Source organism: Neisseria sp. CP9, from assembly GCF_047758525.1.
Lineage (GTDB): Bacteria > Pseudomonadota > Gammaproteobacteria > Burkholderiales > Neisseriaceae > Neisseria.
In genome coordinates, this window is record NZ_CP180502.1 from 297122 (window position 1) to 322953 (window position 25832).

Consider the following 25832-nt stretch of genomic DNA (forward strand, 5'->3'; position numbering starts at 1 on the left):
TGAAACAGGGTTTTCAGACGACCTTTTTAAATGGTGGTTTTTTAATCTAGCCTAAGTTTACTGTTATTAAAATAAAAATAAGGAGTTGAAGAATTGAATACGCTATTTGACAAAAATGGCATTTGGAAATTAGACGACTACATTATGCTCGATGTTGAAAATATTGACCGTGCCATAGAATATGTTTTATCAAAATTTCCTCAGGTAGATAAAATTGGTATTGCATCGAATACGAATGGAGTCTACGAAATAAATTTGGACTTCCTAAAGCAATTTCCAAATATTACTCATTTCAAACTTTCCTGTTTTTTAGCAAAATCAGCTGATATTCAACCGATATATTACTTAAAAGAATTACAGTGGTTACAATGGTGGAGTGATAATAAAGTTGATATCAGTAAATTTCCTAAATTAAACACGCTTGTATGCCATTACTCGGATAACATTATATTTAATAACAACAATCTGAGTTTTTTATATTTATCATACGCCAATAAATTATCCTTTTTAGACAAAATACCTAACCTCACAAGATTAGTATTAAGGAACTATTCAGGAATAGATTTATCAGGAATTAATCATTTGAGCAATTTAGATGAATTAACAATCAGATTAGCCAGAAAACTAATTGAGATTAAAGATATTTTAGAGTGTAAAAACTTGTGCGAAATAGAATTCGAAGGGATTAACAAACAAGTTGACTTATCAATTTTATCTAAATGTGAGAATTTAAAAGGATTATACTTACACATGAGTATACCAAATTGCTTGTTTCTTAAAGAAATGAAAAACATAAAATCATTTGTTTGTAAAGAAATAGAAGATAATGATTTATCTCCAATTTTTGAATCTACAACTTTGTCTTATGTATATTTATATAAATATAAAAGAACTTACAATTATAATAAAAAGGATTTTGAAAAAAGATTTTCAATAAAATGATCAAGCTTAAGTGGAATCACACTTCCACAAAACTAAAAGCTCGTCTGAAATAATTTTCAGACGAGCTTTTTATAGTGGATTAACTTTAAACCAGTACGGCGTTGCCTCGCCTTGCCGTACTATTTGTACTGTCTGCGGCTTCGTCGCCTTGTCCTGATTTAAATTTAATCCACTATAAATGGCGCGTTTCAACCCCATCACGGGTTACACCTACTTAATTTTCAAAATTGGAAGATTAAGATGTCTTAATTCATTTTGTTTCGGACATGAGGTCTTTAACGAGCCTTTCTTACCCTTTTCTACATCTAGGCGTATCGATATGAAGCATTGGTTTTTATCATGAATATATTCATCTACATCATAACCTAGACCCGTTTCTTCATCTGTATTAATTTCCAAATCCCCTGATTTTAATTTTGCCACGCCTTGCACCAAAGAATTTTTCCCTGAATTCCGCGGGTTATATATATCAAACTGTATATTTCCATTTTTCAAATGCTTTGTCTGAAGCAATAGACCTGTTTTGTTTACTCGATATGTCCCTGCATAGGCTGACAAAGGTATAAAAAGTAAAAACACATATAAAAACTTTTTCATCATACTGCTCTTTCCTAAGTTAATTTTTAAAGATTAAGAATGGTCTAGTAGCCCAAGTTTGAACCCATACTGCATTGCGTCACCGTAGCTCAAAGATTGCGACTAAAGGTCTAAAATGACAATAGATTTATAGTGGATTAACTTTAAACCAGTACGGCGTTGCCTCGCCTTAGCTCAAAGAGAACGATTCTCTAAGGTGCTGAAGCACCAAGTGAATCGGTTCCGTACTATCTGTACTGTCTGCGGCTTCGTCGCCTTGTCCTGATTTAAATTTAATCCACTATATATGATAAATTGATTGATGTAATGTGCTGCAACAAATGAGATAAACGGCTAAAAGGTCGTCCGAAAGCGAATATTTCTTTTTCAGACGACCTTTTTGGATTTGAACTCAATAAATGATGTTTTTACCGTAGCTTTCCAAAATCGATTTGATTTTGAGGATGGTTTCTTTGGGAGGCGGATGTACGCCGGTGAGTTTGTAGGTATCGCCGCACAATGCCCATTTGTGCGCACCCAGTTCGTGATAGGGAAGGAGTTCGACCATTTCGATATTGTCCATATCGGCGATAAATTCGCCGAGCAGGTGGGCGGAACGGTCGTCGTCGGTATAGCCTGGGACGACGACGTAGCGGACGCGTGCGGGCTGTTTGCGTTCGGCGAGGTAGTGGGCGAATTTGAGGGTTTTGGTGTTGGGGATGCCGACGAGGACTTTGTGGATTTCGGGGTCGATTTGTTTTAAATCGAGCATGACGAGGTTGGTGTGGTCGAGCAGGTCGTCAAGGATGGAGTCGTAATGCAGGGCGTAGCCGTTGCTGTCGAGACAGGTGTGGATGTCGTGTTCGTGGCAGGCGGTAAACCAGTCGCGTACGAATTCGTATTGCAGGAGCGGTTCGCCTCCTGTTGCTGTAACGCCGCCGCCTGTGGCGCGCAAGTAGTGGCGGTAGGACATGACTTGCTTCATGACTTCGGCGACGTTCATTTCTTGAGCTTGTTCGGTGTGCAAGTCCCATGTGTCGCGGTTGTGGCAGTAGAGGCAGCGCATGAGACAGCCTTGCAGGAAGAGGACGTAACGCAATCCGGGACCGTCCACCGCACCGCAGGATTCTACGGAATGGACGATGCCTTTGCCGTTGTAATGGCGGTGTCCGAGGTCTTTGGCGGGGGCGGGTGTTTCGGGGTTGATGGCGATGGATGTCTGCATGGTGTCTGATGTACCGGATATTGGGGTCGTCTGAAAACTTGTTTTTGTGTTGCAGAGGCTTCTTCTTATTGGATTAATGCGCGGGCATTGCGTTCCCTTTTTGGGGAAGATTATGGGTTGTTTTTGAATGGCTAAAAGCGTTTTAACGATAACTCTATTGTACCGCCTTCAGTCGTCTTGATTTAAAGTTAATCCGCTGGATTTTGATATTACCAAACCATTGCTTCAGGCAAAATCAAGCCGGGTTCCGGATAATCCGTCCCCCGGCTTGGTTTACTGCAAACCCTTTGCTTTACATGGTTTGTGTAAAGGTACGGGTAATCACGTCAAGCTGTTGTTCGCGAGTTAGCGAATTGAAGCGTACGGCGTAACCGGACACGCGGATGGTCAGTTGCGGATATTTGTCCGGATTGTTCATCGCGTCTTCCAGCGTTTCGCGGGTTAGTACGTTGACGTTCAAGTGTTGACCGCCTTCCAATTCGCCTTCTTCGTGGTGGAAGTAGCCGTCCATCAAACCTGCGAGGTTGCGTTCGCGTGAGCTTTCGTCTTTACCCAATGCGCCCGGCACGATGGAGAAGGTGTAGGAAATACCGTCTTTGGCGAACTCAAACGGCAGTTTGGCTACGGAGGTCAAGGAAGCGACGGCGCCGTTGACATCGCGGCCGTGCATCGGGTTGGCACCCGGACCGAACGGTGCGCCTGCACGGCGACCGTCCGGCGTGTTGCCGGTTTTTTTGCCGTATACGACGTTGGAGGTAATGGTCAACACGGACTGGGTCGGCGTTGCGTTGCGGTAAGTTTTGTGGGTCGCCACTTTTTTCATGAAGCGTTCCACCAAGTCGCAGGCAATGTCGTCCACGTGGTCGTCGTTGTTACCGAACTGCGGGTATTCACCTTCGATTTCAAAGTCGACGGCAATACCGTTTTCGTCGCGAATCGGTTTGACTTTGGCGTATTTGATGGCGGACAGCGAGTCGGCGGCCACAGACAAACCGGCGATACCGCAGGCCATAGTGCGTTTCACATCGCGGTCGTGCAGCGCCATCAGCGCGGCTTCGTAGCTGTATTTGTCGTGCATGTAATGGATGATGTTCAGCGCGGTAACGTATTGGGTTGCCAGCCAATCCATGAATTTGTCCATGCGCGCAAAGACAGTGTCGTAGTCCAAGACTTCGTCCAAAATCGGTTCGGTTTTCGGGCCGACCTGGTCTTTGGATTTTTCGTCCACGCCGCCGTTGATTGCGTACAGCAGGGTTTTCGCCAAGTTGGCACGGGCGCCGAAGAACTGCATTTGTTTGCCGACCACCATCGGGCTGACGCAGCAGGCAATGGCGTAGTCGTCACTGTTGAAGTCCGGACGCATCAAATCGTCGTTTTCGTATTGGATGGACGAGGTGTCGATGGACACTTTGGCGCAAAATTCTTTAAAGCCTTGCGGCAGTTGTTCGGACCACAATACGGTGATGTTCGGTTCGGGAGACGGACCCATGTTGTACAGGGTGTGCAGCACGCGGAAGTTGGTGCGTGTTACCAGCGTGCGGCCGTCCAAACCCATACCGCCGATGGATTCGGTCGCCCAAATCGGGTCGCCGGAGAAGAGTTGATCGTATTCGGGCGTGCGCAGGAAACGGACCATACGCAGTTTCATCACCAAATGGTCGATAAATTCTTGCGCTTGGGTTTCGGTAATTACGCCGTTTTTCAGATCGCGTTCAATGTAGATGTCCAAGAACGAAGACACGCGACCGAACGACATGGCGGCACCGTTTTGTGATTTAACGGCGGCAAGGTAGCCGAAATAAGTCCATTGGATGGCTTCTTGCGCATTTTTCGCAGGACCGGAAATGTCGTAGCCGTAAGAGGCTGCCATTTCTTTCATTTGACCCAAGGCTTTGTATTGTTCGTTGATTTCTTCGCGGCGACGGATGACTTCTTCCAAATCCACGCCGTTTTCCAAATCGGCTTGCAGCGAGTTGAACTGGTTGAGTTTGTCTTTCATCAAGAAGTCGATACCGTACAATGCCACGCGGCGGTAGTCGCCGATGATGCGACCACGACCGTAAGCATCCGGCAAGCCGGTGATCACACCGGATTTGCGGCAACGGCGGATGTCGGGCGTATAAACATCAAACACGCCTTGGTTGTGGGTTTTGCGGTATTTGGTGAAGATTTCGCTGACTTCAGGGTTCAACTCGACGTTGTACACTTTGCACGCGTCCTGCACCATTTTCAAACCGCCAAACGGCATAATGGAGCGTTTCAGAGGCTCGTCTGTTTGCAGACCGACGATGGTTTCCAAATCTTTATCGATATAGCCCGGTGCATGGCTGGTAATGCCGGACACGACTTGAGCGTCGATTTTGTAAGGTTCGTGCGTGCGGTTTTCGACTTTGATGCCTTCCATCACGTCCGCCCACAGTTTGGTTGTCGCCTCGGTTGCAGGCGCGAGGAAAGACGCATCGCCTTCATAAGGCGTGTAGTTTTTCTGAATAAAATCGCGCACGTCGACATTGGTTTCCCAATTACCGCCGACAAAACCTTCCCAAGCGGCAGGGCGTTGCTGTACATCGGTTGACATATCAAGCTCCTAATTTGTCAGATAAATTTATAGGTAGAAGAAATTTACCTTTGCAGAATAGCACTTTAGCTCTATGAAGTGTAACGATTGACAGAGATGTGAACACTTACCCGATATTTTTTTGACTTACATCAATGAGAACAGTTATTACTTACGACTACATCTTATCTTTCAAGCTCTTAGCGTGTAAACGAGTGTAGAATATAAAATTAAGCCCTGAAAACTTGTCCGGTTTTCAGGGCTTTTTCTTGGGCTTTTGATTTCATGCAATTACATTGTGGTAAAGGTCACAAGTTGGACACAAATTGGGCACAAAGCAAAAAGACAGCCTGAATTATAAGCTGTCTTTTAGTAATTTAGAGTCTTAGATTATTCAATAAATTCATAGATTTATTGGTGCCCGGAGCCGGAATCGAACCGGCACGGCCGGTTTAGGGCCGACGGATTTTAAGTCCGTTGTGTCTACCTATTTCACCACCCGGGCGCAGACTGTTTTATATTGAAATTTGGAGGCGGGGGCGCGGATTTGAACCGGCCTATATAAGGGTTGCACCCCTTATAGCATAAACACTCTGCCACCCCGCCATGAAATGAGTGGAGGCGAGAGTCGGAATCGAACCGGCGTCCACGGATTTGCAATCCGCTGCATTACCACTTTGCTATCTCGCCAAATAAACTACTAGGTAGTGTTCAAACTGGAGCGGGAAACGAGTCTCGAACTCGCGACCTCAACCTTGGCAAGGTTGCGCTCTACCAACTGAGCTATTCCCGCATATCCAAATGTGCCTGAAATATGGAGCGGGAAACGAGTCTCGAACTCGCGACCTCAACCTTGGCAAGGTTGCGCTCTACCAACTGAGCTATTCCCGCATGGGACACATCTGAAAATTAAACTGTGGAGCGGGAAACGAGTCTCGAACTCGCGACCTCAACCTTGGCAAGGTTGCGCTCTACCAACTGAGCTATTCCCGCATCTGAGAAACTGAAGGGCAACTTAAAACAGGATTCGCTTGGAGCGGGAAACGAGTCTCGAACTCGCGACCTCAACCTTGGCAAGGTTGCGCTCTACCAACTGAGCTATTCCCGCCGAATGTCTGTTTCTTGCTGCTGTTTCTGAAGAAGACGCAATTATTATGGATTTAAAACTTGTCGTCAAGGGGTTTGTTTTATTTTTTATTTGATTTCCTGCCACGCCATTTTCAGATAATAGAACATTGACCAGAGGGTTAATACAGATGCGATAAACATCAATATGTTACCTGTCAGGTAAAAAATATTGTCAAATCGATTGGAGGCTAAGAGCAATAAAAATATGGCAACCATTTGCGCGGCAGTTTTAAATTTGCCGATCGTGGCAACGGCAACGCTGCTCCGTCTGCCCATTTGCGCCATCCATTCCCTCAAAGCGGAAATGGTGATTTCCCTGCCGATGATGATAATGGCGAAAATAACATAAGTACGGCCAAGGCTGACCAGCAGCAATAATGCGGTCGCTACCATCAATTTATCCGCAACGGGATCGAGGAATGCGCCGAAATCGGAGGTTTGCTTCCAAAGCCTTGCTAAAAATCCGTCAAACCAATCGGTTACGGCTGCGAGTGCGAAAATGATAGCAGCAGTCCAATTGACGGTTTCCGGTGCAATCCACCCTTTTGGCAGGAAAAACAGCAAAGTAAAGACCGGAATCAGCAAAACACGCATCCAAGTCAGAAAAATCGGTATGTTCCAAGGCATGATTTACCTTTGATGTGGTTATGATAGTTAATTTGCCTATTATAACGGACTTGCTTGTCTGTCTGAAAGCTTGTATTCGAACCATCTTTCAGCCAATAAAATCTCTCAAGTCTGTTTGTTTTTTCGATAAAACCTGCATTGAGGCAGCCATTCTTTTTGGCACGGGTCGTCAATAAATGACTTTAAAACGCTTTGAAAGGTTTGATTTTGGGCGTTGTATATGTTGCCTTTTAGATAACACGACGCGTAATAATGCGCCAATAAATCCGCCTGCTGCTCCATATTCAGCATACTGAAATGACAAATATCGGACAGCTTGGGATAGAGATAGGCACGACGGCGACGGTAGCCTCCGCTGACGAACAAAAACAATCCGCCCAACCAGGTTTTAAATCCTTGCTGGTACTGCCAAACATGGGTCAATTCATGAATCATCCATATTTGATGGGACTCGGAAGCAAGGGCGAAGTCGTCAGGGCAGTTATTACGCGGGAAATAGATGTTCCCATTGGGCGAAACGGCAACCCGCATGGTCGGCAGACAAGGAATGCCGCGATAGATTTTGACGCGGGCGTAATCAATGCTGTCGGCAAAAATCAGCTTTGCCATTTTGATTTCGTTGTCCGTCAGCCTGCGCCAGCGTTTGCTCATATCTTGTCCTTGTTACTTTCATGACGGCCGAGGTCGTCTGAAAACGGTTGTTCTGCCTTAACACTCATTCAGCTACGTTTACAAGCGATACTGCCATATCCCCTACCCGCTTTATAGTGGATTAAATTTAAATCAGGACAAGGCAACGAAGCCGCAGACAGTACAGATAGTACGGAACCGATTCACTTGGTGCTTCAGCACCTTAGAGAATCGTTCTCTTTGAGCTAAGGCGAGGCAACGCCGTACTGGTTTAAATTTAATCCACTATATTTGCGCCAACATCATCACAAACCTTACAGCATGAAGGTCGTCTGAAATTTTTCAGACGACCTTTTGAGCCTGTCAAACTATTGTCCTGAATCTTTCGGCTTCTGATTGGCGTTCTCAAACAATTTGTTCATAGGGGTCAGATTGATTGCATTGCCTTGACTGACTATCCATTTATCCTCCACCCGCCAAACACCCGAGGTATCTTCCACACGCAGATACCAGTGGTTGGTCGGCGTCAGGGGTTTGAAAGTCGCTTCATACTCCATACGGCCGTTTTGGGCTTTCGTACTGACGGCGCGCAGTTTGACGGTTTGGTCTTCCGATTTTTTAGTCGGGTGCATCAAGAGAAGGTTCAACGGCTGCTTGGGATCGAATTCTCCGCTGACAAACACTTTGGCCGCATCCTTATCCGGACTGATCAGCACTTGCACCTGTATATGACGCTTCACCGCTTCTTCATCGCGATGAAGCTGGATGTCGATGTGTTTGCCATCTTTGTAATAGTCGTCCGTTACCAAATCGGTTGCATGTTCTTTGGCGACGAAGAACATGGCGACACTGGCAATCACGACAAAAATAGGACCCGCCATCAGCACCCACGGCCAAATGTGTTTGTACCAAGGTTTGACTTGTTTTTGCTCGGACACGTTTTATTCTCCGATAAAGGTTGCTTCTTCTTCCAAGATAGTGGGTTTGCCATCTGCTTTGCCGGTTTCGCGATAAGTGAAGGTAAACTCAATCGGATGGCTGCCCTTGTCGGCGTATTCGGGAATGGTGGAAACTTGGACGGGGATGGTCAACGTTTGGCGCGGTGCGATTTTCACGCCGCCTTCCGGCAGTCCGGTCAGGGCAATTTCTTCAAAGCCTTTGACTGTCGCAGTCATCACTTGTTCGTTTTCACTATTGTTGATAATGCGCAGGTTATATGCGTTTTCCAGCCAACCTTTGCTGTTTTCGCGCACCATCACGCCGCGGTCTTTCAGAATATCGACTTCGACCATTTTACGGGTGGAAAGTCCGACCAAGAAAGCGATGATGACCACCAGCAAAACAGCGCCGTATCCCGCCACACGCGGACGTTTCAAGCGTTTTTTGATGTCGCTTTCAGGATATTCATGTTCCAACGCGCCTTCGGTCGTATAGCGTATCAAACCGCGCGGGTAGCCCATTTTGTCCATAATTTCGTCGCAGGCATCAATACACGCCGCACAGCCGATACATTGGTATTGCAAACCGTCGCGGATATCGATACCGACGGGACAGACCTGTACGCACATAGTGCAGTTGATGCAGTCGCCCAATCCGCTGTCTTCTTTGTTGGCGGTTTTCTTGCGTGCGCCGCGCGGTTCGCCGCGTTCGGTATCGTAAGAAATAATCAGCGTGTCTTTGTCGAACATCGCGCTTTGGAAGCGTGCATACGGACACATATGCAGGCACACTTTCTCGCGCATAACGTGGGCAAAGAAGAAGGTCATGAAGCCGTAAAACGCTGCAGCAAACATCGCGCCGCCGCCTGCTGCTCCGGCAAACAAGTCTGGAACGAACTGGCGGATCGGGACAAACCAGCCCGCAAAGGTAATGCCTGTCCACGCGCAGACAAGGAAAATCAGCAGGGCTTTAGTTGCTTTAATGCGGATTTTAGTGAAATTCCACGGCGATTTTTCCAGCTTCAGGCGTTTGTTGCGGTCGCCTTCGACCAAGTTGTCGATCCACAGCATGATTTCGGTGTAAACCGTCTGCGGACAGGAATAGCCGCACCACAAGCGTCCGGCAATCGTCGTCCACCAAAAAAGTCCGAAAGCGCAAATCATCAGCAGCAGGGCAAGGTAAATCAAGTCGCCCATACCCAGTGACAGCCCGAAAATGAAGAAATGCCGGTCCGGAATATTGAAGAGTACCGCCTGGCGGTCGCTCCAGTTAAACCACGGAATCACATAAAACACAAACTGCGTCGCCAATACGGCGGCTATACGCAACTTGGCGAACCGCCCTTCCGCTTTTTTCGGATGGATGCGTTCGCCTTCGGGATGGATTTGGATGACGCTGGATTTGGGTTTTGAGGGTTTGGGCGGAGCGGTTTTTGCCGGTTTCTCGGACTGCTCTTTCGGGACAGCGTTTTTTTCTTCTGACACAGCGTTTTCGGCTTGGTTTTCTGTTGACATTTTTCAGTGTTCCTTCGTGTGTTTGCGCGCAGGTCTTTTATTCTGATTACTGGTTTGATTGGTTTTTCAGACGACCTTTTATATGCGTCGGAATCATATCATTTGAGCTTGACCAAAGCAAAAAGCCCTACTTGGCTTTTATATGCCACCCGTTTTGATTTTTCCGTTGCCCAAGTCTGAAATCGGCGATATTCAAGCAGTTGCATATAACCGATGACGCTATGTTTATAGCGAATCGCTATATCTCCGATAAAAATTTATAAACTACTGTTTCAAAACGGAATAACAGTTAATCTCATCTGCTTTGCCTGTTTCAGACGACCCCTTATGCGGACAATTTTTAAAACAGGACAACGCGAAACCGATGCCGTACCGGTTTGAAGTTGCCCTCCCGATAGGCGGAAAGGTCGTCTGAAAGACGCCCGCATCCTTGAAAGCCTGCCCGAATCGGGCGATAATCAACGGGATTTTCTTTACCGTTATTACCGTTTCAAACCAATACAGCAAGGAAGGTACAAAATGTCTCAACTGGCAAACGCAATCCGTTTCCTCTCGGCCGATGCCGTTCAAAAAGCAAATTCCGGCCACCCCGGCGCACCCATGGGTATGGCGGAAATGGCGGAAGTATTGTGGACGAAATTCCTGCGCCACAACCCTGCCAACCCCAAATTCTACAACCGCGACCGCTTCGTCCTCTCCAACGGCCACGCGTCCATGCTGTTGTACAGCCTGTTGCACCTGACCGGCTACAACCTGAGCATTGAAGACCTGAAAAACTTCCGCCAACTGCACAGCAAGACCCCTGGTCACCCCGAATACGGCTACACCGACGGCGTGGAAACCACGACCGGCCCGTTGGGACAAGGCATTGCCAACGCGGTGGGCATGGCATTGGCGGAAAAAATCCTTGCCGCCGAATTTAATAAAGACGGTTTGAACATCGTCGATCACTACACTTACGTCTTCATGGGCGACGGCTGCCTGATGGAAGGCGTATCGCACGAAGCCTGTTCGCTCGCCGGCACTTTAGGCTTGGGCAAACTGATTGTTTTATATGATGACAACAATATTTCCATCGACGGCAAAGTGGACGGCTGGTTTACCGAAAACATCCCGCAACGCTTTGAAAGTTACGGCTGGCACGTCGTTCCCAACGTAAACGGCCATGACACCGCCACCATTCAAGCCGCTATCGAAGCCTCACGCGCCGAAACCGGCAAACCGTCCATCATCTGCTGCAAAACCTTAATCGGCAAAGGCAGTGCCAACAAAGAAGGCAGCCACAAAACCCACGGTGCACCTTTGGGCGCGGACGAAATCGAAGCCACACGCAAACATTTGGGCTGGACTTACCCCGCCTTTGAAATCCCGCAAAAAATTTACGACGCATGGAGCGCGAAAGAACAAGGCGCGAAACTGGAAGCCGACTGGAACGAACTGTTCGCGCAATACCAAGCCAAATATCCTGCCGAAGCCGCAGAATTCGTGCGCCGCATGGATAAAAAACTGCCGGACAATTTCGATGCATACGTTCAAGCCGCATTGAAAGAAGTGTGCGCCAAAGCCGAAACCATCGCCACCCGCAAAGCCAGCCAAAACAGCATCGAAATCCTCGCCAAAGCGCTGCCCGAACTGGTAGGCGGTTCTGCCGACCTGACCCCGTCCAACCTGACCGACTGGTCAAACAGCGTCTCCGTTACCCGCGAAAAAGGCGGCAACTACATCCACTACGGCGTGCGCGAGTTCGGCATGGGCGCCATCATGAACGGCCTTGCCCTGCACGGCGGCGTTAAACCGTTCGGCGCGACCTTCCTGATGTTCAGCGAATACGAACGCAACGCCTTGCGCATGGCGGCACTGATGAAAATCAACCCCGTCTTCGTCTTCACCCACGATTCCATCGGCCTCGGCGAAGACGGCCCGACCCACCAACCCATCGAGCAAACCGCCACCCTGCGCCTGATTCCGAATATGGACGTATGGCGTCCGTGCGATACCGCCGAATCCTTGGTCGCATGGGCGGAAGCCACAAAAGCCGAAGACCACCCGTCCTGCCTGATTTTCAGCCGTCAAAACCTGAAATTCCAAGCGCGCAACGAACAACAATTGAACGACATCAAACGCGGCGGCTACGTCATAAGCGAAGCCCAAGGCAACGCTCAAGCCGTCATTATTGCGACCGGTTCCGAAGTCGAGCTGGCTTTGGAAGCGCAAAAAGCACTCGCCGCGCAAAACATCACCGTCCGCGTCGTTTCCATGCCGTCCACCAACGTGTTCGACCGCCAAGACGCCGCCTATAAAGCCGCCGTCCTGCCCGAAGGCCTGCCGCACATCGCCGTAGAAGCCGGACACGCCGACGGCTGGTACAAATACGTCGGACTGAACGGCGCAGTCGTCGGCATCAACCGCTTCGGAGAATCCGCCCCTGCCGAACTGCTGTTCAAAGAATTCGGCTTTACCGTGGAAAATGTGGTGGATACTGTGAAATCAGTGCTGTAAACGACTGCCATCGCATCAAAGGTCGTCTGAAAACGGAAGATAAGGTTTTCAGACGACCTTTTTCCTTTAAAGCCGCCCAAACCGGTTTAACAGAAATCCAACCCATACAGTGGCGCAACTCTTCCTACGCCAACGAAGTTGCATAGAAACGCCGAATAAAGCAGCATCTGAAGCCCCTCCTATTCCTGATAATCTTTTGCCATATCTTGAAAGCCGCACCGCCAAACCGTAAAATTACACCTTACTAAATTTGATATAAATTTACATCTAACCCATCTTACCCGCCAATTATGATGACTCGCCTTGCTACCTATCGGAAAACCCTCCTCATCTGCCTGATTTTATGGGCATCCATCGTCGCCGTTTTCTCTGCCGAACGTTTCTTCATGCTGCACCATTTCGTTTCAGACGACATCCGCAGCCGTTACGCGGGCGATTTGGCGGCTTTGTTTGTCAAAGGGCTGTTGTTCGACATCAAAATCGCCTCCGTTGCCGCCGCCTTCCCCTTCCTGATCGGGCTGTTCGGACTGGCTACGCAGAAAACCGCCGCCTTTACCCTACGCCTCCTGCCTACCGTCGCAACCGTCCTTTCCCTGACCGCCTTTGCCGCCGCGCTGGGCAACTGGTTCTATTACAGCGTTTACGACCGTCAATTTGACGTCTTTGTCTTCGGACTGGCGGACGAAGATACCCGCGCTGTCCTGAAAACCGTCTGGTCGGACTATCCCGTCATCCCCTGTCTTGCCGCCTTGATTGCCGCAGCTTTCGTTTTCGGCAAAATCTTCAGCCTCATCCGCCACCGTACCCGCTTTCAGACGACCTCATGGGGGAAAACCGCTTGGATTGCCGCCGTCCTCTTACCCGTCCTCGCGCTTGCCGCAGGCATACGCGGCTCGTTCGGCAAATTCCCCCTGCGTCAGACCGCCATGCAGATTTCCGCCGCACCGCAAATCAACAAACTCGTTCCCAATGCCCTGACTTCCCTAAGCTGGGCAGTCAACGAATACCGCAACAGCAATAATTTCCATCCCGTCTCCGACGAAGACGGCAGCCGGCTCATCAGTACTCTGCTCGATAAAAAAACCGACGCCGACTTGACGCAGCTCTTTGCCCAAACCGCTGCAAACGCCGCCGTCGAAAAACACCGTCCCAACGTCGTTCTCACCGTCATGGAAAGCATGAGCGCTCATCTCTTGAACATGGACAATCCCGAACGGGACCTCTTGGGCGAACTGGGCAAACACTGGCAGCAAGACTGGGTGTACCGCAAATTCGTTTCCGAGGGAGACGGCACCAGTGACACCTTGCACCGCTTCTTCGTCCGCAGCCCGCGTCTCAACCTCAGCCAATCCCTTGCTAAAAACAAAATCTTCCCCGGCAATATGTTCAAACCCTATCTCGATGCCGGCTACCGCGTCGTCTATATTACGGCGGGTAACGGCGGCTGGCGCGATTTCGACACCTTCCTGCGGCACTTGGGCGTCAACGAAATCATCGATGAAAACACCCTCAAAACCCACTATCCTGAAGCCAAATCCGAAACATGGGGCGTACCCGACGAATTCATGTTCCGTTATGCCGAAGAAGAACTCGCGCGCGCCGAAAAAAGCGGCACGCCCGTATTCATCATGATGATGTCCGTGACCAACCATCCGCCCTACCGCCTGCCCGCGCCGCATCAGGCGAAAAACTTCCGTTTGGACGAACAAGAGCAAAAACGCCTTGCCAACCTCGCCTCAGGCAAAGAGCTGAATGAAATCTTCAACACTTTCCGATACAGCAACGACCAACTTGGCCGCTTTATCGGCAAAGTGAAAACCATCGCGCCCGACACCATTATCGCCGCCACCGGCGACCACAATATGCGCGCCATCGGCTATCCCGAATCCGCCGATGCCGCACTCGGCCACAGCGTCCCCTTCTACCTTTACGTCCCGCAAGCCTACCGCGGCAGCGCCGAATACCATCCCGAACGCGCAGGTTCGCACAAAGACATCCTGCCGACCCTCTACAACTTAAGCCTGTCCAAATCGCGCTACTACCAAACCGGCTGCAACCTCACCGCCCCGCAACCTGATTCCGCGTGGTGCGGCTACGGCTACAACCCCGAAGTCATCATCACGGAACGCGGTTTCTATCATCAACACAGCAAAGCATTCCACAAATGGGACAACAAAAACATCCAAACCGCCGAAAGCCGCCCAAGCACGCCGGATAACGAAGACCAAGCCATTATCCGTCGCGCCTCGGCATATACGCCGTTTCTTGAATGGCAGATCAACCGGATTGTCAGCACCCAATAAATCCGTTTATAGCCAAAGGTCGTCTGAAAAGTTTCAGACGACCTTTTTGCAAATAAGCCATATCCAATACCTTCCTGCCTTAAAGCAAATGCCAAACTGCCTAACAATACCGTCATAGTGTAGTAAAATAAAACGCGTTTTAGGCAGCGTGCCACATTACATCCGCGCAACACAACGCCTTACCGTTTGGCGGCAAATCCACTATATAATCTATGCCGCTTGCGCCCGTCACACAAGGAAACTCATGAAAAAACACATCTACTGCCGCCACAGCTTTGAAATCGAAGTCCCATTTTTCGATGTGGACGCCATGCACATCGTCTGGCACGGCAACTATGTGAAATACCTCGAAACCGCCCGCTGCGCCTTTTTGTCCGCCATCGGTTACGACTACAATGAAATGGCGCGGCAGGGATACAGCTGGCCGATTGTGCAGATGAACCTCAAATACATCCGCCCCGCCCGCTTCAGCCAAAAAATCCGCGTTGATATGGAAATCGTCGAAATAGAAAGCTGCCTGCGCATCGACTATACGATTTATGATGCGCAAACCAACGAAAAGCTCAACCGCGCTTCGACTACCCAAGCCGCCGTTTCGCTGGCAGACGGCCTGATGCAGTTTCAGACTCCGCAAAGCTGGCTGGATGCCGTGCAAACCCATCCGACCTTTACTCCTGCCTGACACTTTACGTTTTCAGACGACCCCGACCCTTCAGGTCGTCTGAAAAACAAACCTGAAAAGGAACAACATGAAAAAGACACTTACCGCTCTCGTGCTGACCCTTGCCAGCCCTGCCTTATGGGCGTTTTCCACCGCCGAACTCGCCCAAACCCTGCAAAAACCGTCCAACGTACAAGGTGCGTTTACCCAGCAGCGTCAATTGAAATCCCTGAGCAAACCGATGGTTACAGGCGGGAAATTCGTCCTCGTCCCGAAAAAAGGCCTGTTGTGGCAAATGCAAAAACCGTTTGAAACCACCCTGCGCGTGCGCTCGGACGGCATCATGCAGTGGAACGGCAGCGCATGGACCAACCCCAACCAAGGCAAATTCGGACAAACCCAGCAAATCAAACTCTTCCTCGACCTGCTCGGCGGCAACACGCAAGGTTTGGAAAAACAATTCAACCTCGCCCTCTCTGGCAGCGAAAAACAATGGACGTTGAATTTGACGCCGAAAACCGCCGTTACCCGCCAAATTTTCAACCACATCGTTATCAGCGGCGACAGTGTAGTACGCAAAATCGAGTTGGACGAAAAACAAGGCGACAAAACTGTGATGCAGTTTAGAGAAGTGCAAACCGGCAAACCGTTAGACGACTTTGCCAAAAAAGCCCTGTAAACAAACCATCCGACAAACCCGCAAAGTCATCCTGTCGGCTTTTGAAGAACCTGCCTGACGGCTTGCCGCCCGCGTTTTCCTCTCCGCATGAGAGGTTGAGCGAGGGTGGCAAGCCGCAGGTTCGCATTTTATTAGGCACATATTTTTGCCCTAAGCCCAGTGCTTTCAGGATATGCCATTTGCCTCCACTTTCACGCCTACCGCCCTTTTCAGACGACCTCCATTTATCCCACCCTATTGTTCTTTAAATAATTTTACAAAAAAGCTATAATAGCCGTTCATCGAATAATTTTTGTTAATAGATAATGGGAAGCGACGTGAAAAAAGTGCTGCTGGTGTATTACTCGCAGACCGGACAATTGGCAAAATTGGCGCGGAATTTCGCCGAGCCTTTGCAGCAGGGCGGCGTCCATGTGGATTGCGTTAACCTTGAGCCGCAAGAACCGTATCCGTTTCCGTGGTCGTTTTGGCGGTTTTTCAACACCTTTCCCGAAACCGTCCACCTGAAACCCGCGCCGATTCTGCCGCCCACCATTCCCGCCGACGATTACGACGCCGTGGTTATCGCTTATACCGTCTGGTTCCTCTCGCCCGCCCAGCCGATTACCGCCTTCCTGCAACGTGAAGAAACCCGCCGCCTGCTCAACGGCAAACCCGTGGTAACGCTTATCGGTTGCCGCAATATGTGGTTGGGCGCGCAGGAAAAAATGAAGTCGCTGTTGACACAAAACGGCGCAAAACTCATCGGCAACATCGTCAAAATCGACGCGTGCAACAGCGCCGCCAGCTTCATCACCACCCCCGCATGGCTGCTGTCGGGCGACAAACAATACTTCCGCGCCCTGCCCTCCGCCGGCATTGCAGACGGAGAGCTGGCTGACGCGACGCGCTTCGGCACAAAAATGCGGGATACCCTGTTGCAAAACAAAACCTTGGACGAAACCCTGTTTCAAAACATGGGCGCGGTCAAGGTAAACGAAAAACTGATTTTCAGCGAAAAAGCCGCCGGACGCAGCTTTTTCCTGTGGGGCAGGCTGCTGATGGCCGCCGGACGTGTGTCCCCGCTGCTGCGCCGCGCCCTGCTGTGTTTTTATATCCTGTTTCTGCTGGCGATGATTCTGGTGTTGGTACCGGTAAGCGTATTGGTGAAAAAACTGCTGCATCCGCTGCTCAAAGGCCGTCTGAAAAAACTGGCCGATTATTACGGCCAACCCTCCGGCGGATGAATCGGATTGCGGGCGGCAACCTGTAAGGAGACTGTATATGGACGATTTTGAACGCATTTACCGCGACTGGCACGAATATGCCAAAAACCGCGACACCGACGCGCTGATTGCGCTGTATGCCGACGACGCCGTATTTGAAAGCCCGCTGGTGCCCGCGATTATGGATACCGACAGCGGCATCCTGTGCGGCAAGGCCGAAATCCTGCGTTTCTTACAGGAAGGCACGCGCCGCCGTCCCAACGATTTGGTGCGCTGGTATCGGGACGGCCGCTATTTTGTTGCGGGCGATACGCTGGTGTGGGAATACCCGCGCCAAACGCCCGACGGCGATCAGGTGGATATTTTGGAAGTGATGCGGCTGGAAAGCGGCAAAATCAAGCACCACCGCATTTATTGGGGCTGGTTCGGCACGCAGATGCTGACAGCTTCGGCACTCGCCAAAGCGGTTAAGGCTTGACGCCGGAAGCCGCACCGACGTTGGCAGAGGCCGTCTGAAAACGACCAAAATGTTTTACAGCAACGGCCGACGACAGTCCTGTTTTTCAGACGGCCTCAAATACAGAAAGCACTCCATGCACGAAGTGATCCATTACCCCGAACGCCGCCGCTTCCAAATCGACATCAACGGCTTAGAAGCAGGCTACATCAGTTATACCGAACACAACGGAGGCTGGGACGTGGACCATACCGAAGTTTCGCCCAATTTCCGCAATCAGGGCATCGCCCGAATGCTGGTGGATGCGTTAACGGCATATGCCGAAGCACACGGCATCCCGCTCACCGCAAGCTGCGATTACGCGGCGCGGTTTATCGGCTGACCACTTACCATAGTGAGACAAAATAGCGCCGTAATATCCCTATTTTGTTTCGCCATATAACCCAAAACCATGATTCCAAATAACACACTCAAAAACGTTTACCTCAACCACATCGCCGCCTTCCTGCCCAACGCGCCCGTCGGCAATGACGAGATGGAAGCCGTTCTCGGCATGGCGGGCGAGCTGCCCTCGCGCGTTCGGCGCATGATTTTGCGTTCCAACGGCATCCAAACACGGCATTACGCCATAGACCCCGACAGCCGCCGCGCCACGCATACCAATGCCGAACTTGCCGCCGAGGCAGTCCGTCGGCTGTTCGCACAAGGCATCAAGCCCGAAGACATCACCAGCCTGTCCTGCGCTACGTCCTACCCCGACCAAACCATGCCCGGACACGGCGTGATGGTACACGGTCTTTTAAATATACCCTCCTGCGAAGTGTTGAGCATGGCGGGCGTTTGCGCGGCAGGTATGGCAGCGATGAAACACGCCTACAACGCCATCCGCACCGGCGAACACGCCCACGCCGTCGCCGCCGCGTCGGAAAACGCTTCGGCGGTGATGCGCGGCGAAGTGTTCCAACACGAAACCGACTATAAAAAGCTGGAAAACGCCTCCCCCGAAATCGGTTTTGAAAAAGACTTTTTACGCTGGATGCTGTCGGACGGCGCGGGCGCGGCATACTTGTCCGACCGCCCCAATTCAGACGGCCTCAGCCTGAAAATCCGCTGGATAGAGCTGCTCTCCTACGCCAACGAAATGCCGCCCTGCATGTATGCCGGCGCAGAATTCCGTGACGGCGTGTTCGAAGGCTGGAAACACGCCGACCCCGAATACAGCCGCCGCCACAGCCTGATGGCGGTCAAGCAGGACGTAAAACTATTGAACGAAAACATCGTCCGATACACGGTGGAAAAACCGCTCGCGCAAATCGCCGCCAAACACGGCATCCGCGCCGACGAAATCGACTGGTTCCTGCCGCACTACTCTTCCGGCTTTTTCCGCGACCGTCTTTCAGACGGCCTGAAAAACATCGGCTTCGACATCCCTCAGGAAAAATGGTTTACCAACCTCTATACCAAAGGCAACACCGGCTCGGCATCGATTTACATCATCCTTGAAGAATTTATGCGCACCTTCCCATTGGAGCGCGGTCAAAAAGTTTTGTGCTACGTTCCCGAAAGCGGGCGTTTCTCAACTTGCTTTATGCTTTTGGAAGCGGTATAGCAAACTGAAAAAAGGTCGTCTGAAACTATGGAAATCAAAGACATCCCGCAAGATGACAGCGAAAGCTACCACGGACATCTGAAAGTCATTTACGGCACGCGCGACGGGCGTTACGAAGCCGGTACCAGCAGCGGCTGGCAGGACGAAGCCTACGCCACCGAAATGGCGGTCGCCGAACTCGACGAACAAACCCGCGCCGCCCGCGAAGCAGTGGCACGGGGCGAATATTCGCCGCTGTATTACCATATGTTCCGCTTCCGCCACGACGAAGCCGGTTTGGCAATGGCCGCGGGCGTATGGAAATGGCAGCTCCGCCGCCACCTGCGTCCCGAAATCTTCGCTAAACTGCCCGACAAAACCCTGCAAAAATACGCCGACGCGCTGCAAATCAGCATAGGCGAATTGAAGCGGACGGACGCGGATTAAGGCGAACCGACCTGATTTTTCAGACGACCTCCTATAGAGTCTGAAACGGCCGCCTAATCATATAGTGGATTAACTTTAAATCAGGACAAGGCGACGAAGCCACAGACAGTACAGATAGTACGGCAAGGCGAGGCAACGCCGTACTGGTTTAAAGTTAATCCACTATAAAAACACTCCCAAACAAATATCCGATTGACACCCCATGACCGAATTCCCACACCAGCATACCGCCCACTGCGAAAGCGGCGTAATGTCCACACTGCTCAAATACCACGGCCACGATTTGGACGAAGCCATGATTTTCGGCATCGCCCATGCGCTGACCTTTGTCTGGCTGCCCGTCGTCAAACTGGGCGGCATGCCGCTGGTTTCCTACCGTATCGCACCGCGCGGCATCATCAAAAACACCTGCAAGGCATTGGGGCTGAAATTGTCCGTACGCAAATTTTCCAATGCCAAAAAGGGACAAGACGCACTGGATGCCGTGCTTTCATCGGGCAAACTGGCGGGTTTGCAGACCTCCGTATTCTGGCTGCCGTATTTCCCGCCGCAAATGCGTTTCCATTTCAACGCACACAATCTCTTGGTGTACGGCAAAGACGGTGGCGACTACCTGATCAGCGACCCCGTATTTGAAACGGTGCAACGCTGCGCCGCCGAAGATTTGCAGCGGGCGCGCTTCGCCAAAGGTGTGCTGGCGGCAAAAGGCATGATGTATACGCTGGAAAACGACAGGTCGTCTGAAAAAGTTCAGGCAGACTTGCCCACCATCATCTGCAAAGCCATACGCAAAAACGCCAAACAAATGCTCCCCCCCGTTTTTTTCGCCGGCGTAAAAGGCATACGCACGTTGGCAAAAAACATCGAAGCCCTGCCCACTAAACGAAATGCAAAATACCAAAAGCTGTTCCTCGGTCATCTCGTGCGGATGCAGGAAGAAATCGGCACCGGCGGCGCGGGTTTCCGCTATATCTACGCCTATTTCCTCGAACAGGCCGCCCGTATCTGCGACAATCCCGCGTTTCAGACGGCCTCAGAACAAATGACCGCCATCGGCGACCAATGGCGGCAGTTTGCAGCGATGTGCGTGAAGCAGTGCAAAAAGCCGTCTGAAAACGGCTGCCGCGAAATCGCCGCATTTTTGCGCAAGATTGCGGATGATGAAGAAGCGTTGTGGCGGGGATTGTTGAAATAATGGGGAATCATGCGGCTTAACTTAAACCGCCGCGTACAGTTTTGAAATTAGGTCGTCTGAAAACTAAAAGAAAAGATAAAAATGCGTTACTTAGCTGCTCTCCTATTATTGTGTTCCGCCCTAACCCATGCCGCGCCGCCGAACGGCTTTGCCTTAGTGCATGATGCCGACGGACACACCAACTTACGCGAAAGCCCCGATTTGAATGCCCGAGTCTTGGCAAAAATCCCCAACGGCACACCGTTGAAATGTTTGGGTGATGGTGGCGAAGGCAGTTTGAGTTTCTGTACTGCCCAGCTGCAACAACCTGCCGCAGAAGACTACGGTTTCATCCATTACAGCCGTCTGATATTTCCCGCCTCCGACAAAAGCTTCGTCCGCCTGCGCGAACAATCCGGTCGCGACGATACGCTGACTTTGTCCGGTAGCGGACAAACGGTACACATCGTTGCCCGCCGCATCCATCCAAAACTCAGCGACTTCTCGGGCATCAACAAAGACAAATACACCGCGCGGCTCTATCGAGGCAAACCTTTCTATGGTACAGACTATGACATTCCCAAAAGCGTGTTCGCGCTTGAACGCATCACGCTAAACGGTCAAGTGGTTCCCACTGCCGAACTGCAAGGACTGTTCTCGCCCGATTTTGCCTCCACTGCCCGCGGCAGCAATGTATATCAACGCTGGGAAGCTTATTACCGCCACACCGACAAGACGCTTTATCTGTTCGGCAGACAAAGTTCGGGAGCCGGTAGTTTCGATGTCTGCTTTATATTTAAGGACGGTAAATTCCAGCGCCGCTATTTATGGAATGCTGCGCTATAAATATCGCTCGAAAAGGTCGTCTGAAAACTCAAAGAAATGGTAAAAATGCGTTACTTAGCTTCCCTCTTATTATTGTGTTCCGCCTTAACCCATGCCGCGCCGCCGAACGGCTTTGCCTTGGTTCATGATGCCGACGGACACACCAACTTACGAAAAAGACCCGATTTGAATGCCAAAGTTTTGGCAAAAATTCCCAACGGCACACCGTTGGAATGTACGGAAGAACTCAGTGAAAACAAGCCAGACTTCTGTTTTGTTCAGCTCCAACAGGCAAACGCCGATGATTCCGGCTTTATCCATTACAGCCGTCTGATATTTCCCGCCTCCGACAAAAACTTCGTCCGCCTGCGCGAACAATCCGGTCATGACGATACGCTGACTTTATCCGGCAACGGTCAAAAGGTACACATCGTAGCCCGCCGCATTCACCCAAAACGCAGTGATTTCTCGGGTATCAGCAAAGACAAATACACCGCGCGGCTCTATCAAGGCAAGCCGTTCTATGGCATGGACTCTATGATTTCCAAAAGCGTGTTCGCGCTTGAACGTATCACGCTAAACGGTCAAGCGGTTCCCGCTGCCGAACTGCAAGGACTCTTCTCGCCCGATTTTGCCTCCACCGCACGCGGCAGCAATGTATATCAAGGCTGGGAAGCTTATTACCGCCGCAGCGATAAGACGCTTTATCTGTTTGGCAGACAAGGTTCGGACGGCGCTCCTTTCGATGTCTGCTTTATATTTAAGGACGGTAAATTCCAGCGCCGTTATTTGTGGGATGCTGCGATTTAAATATCGCTCGAAAAGGTCGTCTGAAAACTCAAAGAAATGATAAAAATGCGTTACTTAGCTTCCCTCTTATTATTGTGTTCCGCCTTAACCCATGCCGCGCCGCCGGACGGCTTTGCCTTGGTTTATGATGCCGACGGACACACCAACTTACGCGAAAGCCCCGATTTGAATGCCAAAGTTTTGGCAAAAATTCCCAACGGCACGCCGTTGGAATGTGTAGGCGAAGCCAGCAAAGACAATCCGAATTTCTGTACCGCGAAGTTGCAACAGACAGCCACCGGCGGTTACGGCTTTATCCACCGCAGCCGTCTGATATTTCCAGCCTCTGACAAAAACTTCGCTACACTGCGTGAACACTTCGGTCGCGACGACACACTGACTTTGTCCGGCAACGGTCAAACGGTACACATCGCCGCCCGGCGTATCCACCCCAAACGCAGCGACTTTTCAGGTACAGCCCCAAATAGTGACACCGCGTCTCTTTATCGGGGCAAACCGTTTTACGGTACAGACGACTCCATTCCGAAAAGCGTATTTGCCATAGAACAGATTACGCTGAACGGTCAAGCAGTTCCCGCTGCCGAACTGCAAGGGCTGTTCTTGCCCGATTTTGCCGCCACTGCACGCGGCAGCAATGCGTATGATGGCTGGGAAGCCTATTACCGCCGTACCGACAAGACGCTTTATCTGTTTAATTCGGTGAATAATGATGCTGGTTCTTTCGGTATGTGTTTCGTATTTAAAGACGGCAAATTCCAGCGCCGTTATGTGTGGACTGCATTACTATGAATATTCATTAAAGGGCAATTTGGAAGCCATGATTCAAATCCAATCCCTCTCCCACCGTTATCCCAAAGCCGAAACCGCCGCGCTGGACAATGTGTCGTTCGATATTGCCGACGGCGAATGTTTGGGGCTGCTCGGCCACAACGGTGCGGGAAAAACGACGCTGATGTCGCTTTTGGCAGGCTTGCAGGAAGTGCGGCAGGGCGAAATTTTGTTTGACGGCAAGCCATTGCGTCTGTTAAGCCGTAGCGAGCGGCAGAAAATCGGTTTGGTGCCGCAGGATTTCGCGTTTTATCCGCAGCTTTCTGTGTGGGACAACCTGTTGTTTTTCGCCTCGCTTTACAAAGTGCGCGACAAGGGTCGTCTGAATGCGCTGTTAGAACAGACCGACCTGACCGCCCACAAGAACAAAGCGGCGAAGCATCTTTCGGGCGGGCTTAAACGTCGTCTGAATTTTGCCATCGGCCTGATTAACACGCCGCAACTGGTGTTCCTCGACGAAATCACGGTCGGCATCGACCCGCAGTCGCGCCGCTTTATCCTCGACAGCGTGGCGGATTTGACGCGGCAGGGAGTAACGGTGGTTTACACCTCGCACTATCTGTCGGAAATCGAGCAGCTTTGCGGCAAAATCGCGCTGCTGCAACACGGCAAACTGGTGTACCACGGCGGTTTGGACGAGCTTTTAAGTACGCAAACCGGTGTCGTGCGTTTTACCGTCGAACCGCCGCTGCCGCCTCAAACGCTGGCCGCTTTGGGTGCAAAGCAAGTGGACAGCCGCGGCATGATGGAAACGGCGCACGATGCCGCCGCCGTTTACGCCGCCCTGCAACAAAGCGGCGCGCAAATCCGCTACTTCCAGCAGGGACACGGTTCGCTGGAAACGTTTTACCTTGATTTCCTGCGCAAAGACGAACCGGCAACAGATAAGCAAAATCCACAATGACAACCTCCTCCCTCCTCAAAGAACTCAAACTGCTCTGCCGCGACCTGCACGGTTTGGCCGTGTTGTTTGTGATGCCCATCGCCTTCATGCTGATTATGTCGTTGGCGCTGAGCCGCGACCAAGACCCGCACACCGACAGCCGCATCGCGCTGGTCGGCGCGGCAGACGACAGCGTCAATACCGCGCTGGCCGCCGCGCTGGAAAAAGAGCAGATTCATGTCACGCTGATGCCGTCTGAAAAACTGACTGACGCGCAAAACGGCCTGCACGACAAACGTTTCCAACTGGTGCTGCACAACCCGAATCCCGCTTCCGGCAAAATCGCCGACAACAAAGCCTTGCAAATCTATGTACCGCCCGATACCGAGCCTTCGTGGCTGGCGGCGGTTAAAGGCGTTTTGCAGCAGCACTACACCCAAACGCGGCTGGACGCCTATTTCGACAACAACGACGGCATCAAAATCGACAATAAAAAACTGCCCCGTTCCATCCGCAAAGACATCCAGAAAAAAGTCGATGAAAAAAACGACGAGCAATTCGCCGCCGTGCAAACCTTTTTAGATAAAAAAATGCTGGAAGAACACTATCTGAGCGCAGGCAGCGGCACGGTGGAAAAACCCAACGCCGTACAGCACAGCGTTCCCGCATGGCTGATTTTCGGTATGTTTTTCATCATGATACCGCTGTCGAACGTCATGGCGCTGGAACGCCAGACCAACACCATCACCCGCCTGCGTCTCGCCCGCGCCTCCGCGTTCGGCCTGATTGCTGCGAAACTCGTCCCCTATTTCCTGATTAACCAGCTTCAGTTTGTCGGAATGCTGCTGCTCGGCCGCTACCTGCTGCCCGAAATCGGCGTGCCCGCCCTCATACTCAACGGCAGCCTTGTTCCCTACGCGCTGTTGTCCGCCACCGTCAGCGCCGCCGCACTCGGCTACGCGCTTTTGGTCAGCGTCTGCGCCAAATCCACCGAACACGCCGTCGTTCTCGGCGGCGGCGGCATCATCCTGATGGCGGCAATCGGCGGCATTATGGTCCCCGCCCACGTCATGCCCGAAACCATGCAGCAACTCACTTGGATTTCCCCGATGGCATGGGGCTTGAAAGCTTTTCAAGAACTGCTGCTCAACCGCAGCGGACTGGACGGAATCGGCCGCTACCTCATCCTGCTGTCTGCCTTCTCCGCCACCACCCTGACCGCCGCCGTACTGGTTTACCGCAGGCAGTTGCAGACGCAGGTGCGGTTTTAAAAAACGGCTCTATAATTTCTGTAGTGGGTAAAACCACTATAGGAATAGCGAAACGCTTTCGGCT

The 25832-nt window shown here is 51.0% G+C and carries 23 protein-coding genes and 7 tRNA genes; 16 read left to right on the top strand and 14 right to left on the bottom strand.

Going from position 1 to position 25832, the window contains the following annotated elements; all coding sequences use genetic code 11:
- Positions 1-93: 93 nt before the first annotated feature.
- A complete protein-coding gene (locus tag ACMYUL_RS01360) occupies positions 94-942 on the top strand; it encodes a hypothetical protein (RefSeq protein WP_342031264.1) in 849 nt (282 codons plus the stop codon).
- Between the two features lie 210 nt (positions 943-1152).
- On the opposite strand, the gene ACMYUL_RS01365 is transcribed toward ACMYUL_RS01360, so the two are convergent.
- The 14 genes from ACMYUL_RS01365 to ccoG form a co-directional block, all read right to left on the bottom strand.
- On the bottom strand, positions 1153-1542 hold the full coding sequence (locus ACMYUL_RS01365; RefSeq protein ID WP_342031265.1) for a hypothetical protein: 390 nt from the start codon (positions 1540-1542) through the stop codon (positions 1153-1155).
- 388 nt (positions 1543-1930) lie between these two features.
- Complete coding sequence (gene pflA, locus ACMYUL_RS01370) at positions 1931-2743, bottom strand: pyruvate formate lyase 1-activating protein (RefSeq protein WP_342031266.1); 813 nt, start codon at positions 2741-2743, stop codon at positions 1931-1933.
- Between the two features lie 292 nt (positions 2744-3035).
- Positions 3036-5321 carry a formate C-acetyltransferase gene (pflB, locus tag ACMYUL_RS01375; RefSeq protein ID WP_342031267.1) on the bottom strand — a complete coding sequence of 762 codons (2286 nt, stop codon included), beginning with the start codon at positions 5319-5321 and terminating at the stop codon, positions 3036-3038.
- 394 nt (positions 5322-5715) lie between these two features.
- Positions 5716-5805, bottom strand: a tRNA-Leu gene (locus tag ACMYUL_RS01380).
- A 23-nt stretch (positions 5806-5828) separates the two neighbouring features.
- Positions 5829-5906: transfer RNA gene (locus ACMYUL_RS01385), tRNA-Cys, on the bottom strand.
- Positions 5907-5916: 10 nt separating this feature from the next.
- Positions 5917-5990, bottom strand: a tRNA-Cys gene (locus tag ACMYUL_RS01390).
- Between the two features lie 27 nt (positions 5991-6017).
- A tRNA-Gly gene (locus tag ACMYUL_RS01395) sits at positions 6018-6093 on the bottom strand.
- A gap of 22 nt (positions 6094-6115) precedes the next feature.
- Positions 6116-6191 (bottom strand) — tRNA-Gly (locus ACMYUL_RS01400).
- Positions 6192-6217: 26 nt separating this feature from the next.
- Positions 6218-6293 (bottom strand) — tRNA-Gly (locus ACMYUL_RS01405).
- A gap of 39 nt (positions 6294-6332) precedes the next feature.
- Positions 6333-6408 (bottom strand) — tRNA-Gly (locus tag ACMYUL_RS01410).
- A gap of 86 nt (positions 6409-6494) precedes the next feature.
- Positions 6495-7055 (bottom strand): CDP-diacylglycerol--glycerol-3-phosphate 3-phosphatidyltransferase, encoded by a 561-nt coding sequence (pgsA, locus tag ACMYUL_RS01415; RefSeq protein WP_003744331.1) that lies wholly within the window; start codon positions 7053-7055, stop codon positions 6495-6497.
- A 105-nt stretch (positions 7056-7160) separates the two neighbouring features.
- Positions 7161-7706, bottom strand: a complete 546-nt coding sequence (locus ACMYUL_RS01420; protein ID WP_342031268.1) for a type IV secretion protein Rhs — start codon at positions 7704-7706, stop codon at positions 7161-7163.
- Positions 7707-8053: 347 nt separating this feature from the next.
- Positions 8054-8623 (bottom strand): FixH family protein, encoded by a 570-nt coding sequence (locus tag ACMYUL_RS01425; RefSeq protein ID WP_342031269.1) that lies wholly within the window; start codon positions 8621-8623, stop codon positions 8054-8056.
- A 3-nt stretch (positions 8624-8626) separates the two neighbouring features.
- Positions 8627-10138, bottom strand: coding sequence for a cytochrome c oxidase accessory protein CcoG (gene ccoG / locus ACMYUL_RS01430; RefSeq protein ID WP_039408519.1), 1512 nt, complete (start codon positions 10136-10138; stop codon positions 8627-8629).
- Between the two features lie 519 nt (positions 10139-10657).
- Between ccoG and tkt the strand changes: the two genes are divergently transcribed.
- The 15 genes from tkt (at position 10658) to ACMYUL_RS01505 (ending at position 25768) form a co-directional block, all read left to right on the top strand.
- Positions 10658-12637 (top strand): transketolase, encoded by a 1980-nt coding sequence (tkt, locus tag ACMYUL_RS01435; RefSeq protein ID WP_415771678.1) that lies wholly within the window; start codon positions 10658-10660, stop codon positions 12635-12637.
- A gap of 290 nt (positions 12638-12927) precedes the next feature.
- A complete protein-coding gene (locus ACMYUL_RS01440; RefSeq protein WP_342031271.1) occupies positions 12928-14940 on the top strand; it encodes an LTA synthase family protein in 2013 nt (670 codons plus the stop codon).
- Positions 14941-15184: 244 nt separating this feature from the next.
- Positions 15185-15622 carry an acyl-CoA thioesterase gene (locus ACMYUL_RS01445; RefSeq protein ID WP_040668630.1) on the top strand — a complete coding sequence of 146 codons (438 nt, stop codon included), beginning with the start codon at positions 15185-15187 and terminating at the stop codon, positions 15620-15622.
- A 67-nt stretch (positions 15623-15689) separates the two neighbouring features.
- The gene (locus ACMYUL_RS01450; RefSeq protein ID WP_003759132.1) at positions 15690-16280 is read left to right on the top strand and encodes a LolA family protein; all 591 of its coding nucleotides are present in this window, start codon (positions 15690-15692) and stop codon (positions 16278-16280) included.
- 317 nt (positions 16281-16597) lie between these two features.
- Positions 16598-17506, top strand: a complete 909-nt coding sequence (locus ACMYUL_RS01455; RefSeq protein ID WP_342031272.1) for a dialkylrecorsinol condensing enzyme — start codon at positions 16598-16600, stop codon at positions 17504-17506.
- A gap of 37 nt (positions 17507-17543) precedes the next feature.
- Positions 17544-17963: a nuclear transport factor 2 family protein gene (locus tag ACMYUL_RS01460; protein WP_039850824.1), complete on the top strand. Its 420-nt coding sequence runs from the start codon at positions 17544-17546 to the stop codon at positions 17961-17963.
- 115 nt (positions 17964-18078) lie between these two features.
- A complete protein-coding gene (locus ACMYUL_RS01465; RefSeq protein ID WP_342031273.1) occupies positions 18079-18324 on the top strand; it encodes a GNAT family N-acetyltransferase in 246 nt (81 codons plus the stop codon).
- A 69-nt stretch (positions 18325-18393) separates the two neighbouring features.
- Positions 18394-19551, top strand: coding sequence for a beta-ketoacyl-ACP synthase III (locus tag ACMYUL_RS01470; protein WP_342031274.1), 1158 nt, complete (start codon positions 18394-18396; stop codon positions 19549-19551).
- A gap of 27 nt (positions 19552-19578) precedes the next feature.
- The gene (locus ACMYUL_RS01475; protein WP_342031275.1) at positions 19579-19977 is read left to right on the top strand and encodes a hypothetical protein; all 399 of its coding nucleotides are present in this window, start codon (positions 19579-19581) and stop codon (positions 19975-19977) included.
- A 202-nt stretch (positions 19978-20179) separates the two neighbouring features.
- Positions 20180-21172, top strand: coding sequence for a BtrH N-terminal domain-containing protein (locus ACMYUL_RS01480; RefSeq protein WP_342031276.1), 993 nt, complete (start codon positions 20180-20182; stop codon positions 21170-21172).
- A gap of 81 nt (positions 21173-21253) precedes the next feature.
- Entirely contained in the window at positions 21254-21997 is a 744-nt protein-coding gene (locus tag ACMYUL_RS01485) for an SH3 domain-containing protein (RefSeq protein ID WP_415771683.1), read from the top strand.
- A gap of 45 nt (positions 21998-22042) precedes the next feature.
- Positions 22043-22786, top strand: coding sequence for an SH3 domain-containing protein (locus tag ACMYUL_RS01490; RefSeq protein ID WP_342031278.1), 744 nt, complete (start codon positions 22043-22045; stop codon positions 22784-22786).
- Positions 22787-22831: 45 nt separating this feature from the next.
- The gene (locus tag ACMYUL_RS01495; protein ID WP_342031279.1) at positions 22832-23575 is read left to right on the top strand and encodes an SH3 domain-containing protein; all 744 of its coding nucleotides are present in this window, start codon (positions 22832-22834) and stop codon (positions 23573-23575) included.
- 28 nt (positions 23576-23603) lie between these two features.
- Entirely contained in the window at positions 23604-24518 is a 915-nt protein-coding gene (locus tag ACMYUL_RS01500; RefSeq protein ID WP_009174199.1) for an ABC transporter ATP-binding protein, read from the top strand.
- Positions 24515-25768 carry an ABC transporter permease gene (locus tag ACMYUL_RS01505; RefSeq protein ID WP_415771687.1) on the top strand — a complete coding sequence of 418 codons (1254 nt, stop codon included), beginning with the start codon at positions 24515-24517 and terminating at the stop codon, positions 25766-25768. The genes ACMYUL_RS01500 and ACMYUL_RS01505 overlap by 4 nt, the downstream gene beginning before the upstream one ends.
- The last annotated feature ends 64 nt before the right edge of the window (positions 25769-25832 follow it).